Here is a 430-nt window from a genome sequence, read left to right as displayed (position 1 = left end):
GCTGTGCGCCCGCATGGACAAGCCGCGCGCCAATACCGCCACCGCGCACAAGCTCGCGCGCATGGTGTACTTCATGCTGACCCGCGGCGAGGCCTTCGTCGATCAGGGCCAGCAGCGTTACGAGGAACAACAACACCAGCGCAGCGTCGCCGCCCTCAAACGCCGCGCCGCCGCGCTGGGCTTCCAGATCAATCCCGTGGGGACGGCTGCATGACAGGTGCCGTCTTCAGGTTAGTTTCTTGAGAGCAGGGTATAGAGCCGCTTTCGCTCTGCCTCGTCGGAGGTCCGCTTCGCGATGGCTTGTCGCACCTTCGCGCAGGCAGCCGCCTTGTACGTCAGGATGTCGTTGACGGCATCCTTCGTGGTCTCGGCTCGGATCGTGCCGTCCACCGCGAGCGACGCATACCAGCCGCCAGCAGTCACTTCCTTG

Annotated in this window: 2 pseudogenes; one reads left to right on the top strand and one right to left on the bottom strand. The window is 64.9% G+C overall.

The window, feature by feature from the left end:
• Nucleotides 1-214, top strand: a pseudogene (locus ACYP5B_RS49830) (IS110 family transposase); the annotation flags it as partial.
• A gap of 17 nt (nucleotides 215-231) precedes the next feature.
• Here the strand turns inward: ACYP5B_RS49830 and ACYP5B_RS49825 are convergent.
• Nucleotides 232-430 (bottom strand): annotated as a pseudogene (locus ACYP5B_RS49825) (transposase); the annotation flags it as partial.

Source organism: Cupriavidus sp. 8B, from assembly GCF_054589115.1.
The sequence above is the reverse complement of the archived record's forward strand: the minus strand, read 5'-3'. Positions and strand labels throughout refer to the sequence as shown.